This is a genomic window from Alteribacter lacisalsi (assembly GCF_003226345.1).
Lineage (GTDB): Bacteria > Bacillota > Bacilli > Bacillales > Salisediminibacteriaceae > Alteribacter > Alteribacter lacisalsi.
In genome coordinates this window covers 1-289 of sequence record NZ_PDOF01000011.1, presented here as the reverse complement: position 1 = coordinate 289, position 289 = coordinate 1, and the positions used below count along the sequence as shown (strand labels likewise).

Sequence of the window (289 nt, the reverse complement as noted above, 5' to 3'; positions counted from 1 at the left end):
GGTGAAGTCGTAACAAGGTATCCCTACCGGAAGGTGGGGATGGATCACCTCCTTTCTAAGGAGCTTTTGAAGCTCAAACGTTTCAACACAGGTTTCGCCCCTGGCTTTTTGTTTAGTTTTGAGAGGTCACACTCTCTCTTTAAAAGCGTTTGCTTTTAAGGTTATGTTCTTTGAAAACCAGATAACAGTAACGACATCAAATTTCCAAATTTGAAGAAATTCTTTGTGAATTTCACCGGCTATGAGAGTAGCCGGCGTCTTAGAAGACCAACGACATCGACGGTTAAGC

Annotated in this window: 1 rRNA gene; it reads left to right on the top strand. The window is 42.6% G+C overall.

The annotated features are described in order from the left end of the window. Positions 1 to 55 (top strand): 16S ribosomal RNA (locus tag CR205_RS20045); the annotation flags it as partial. Positions 56 to 289: the final 234 nt, after the last annotated feature.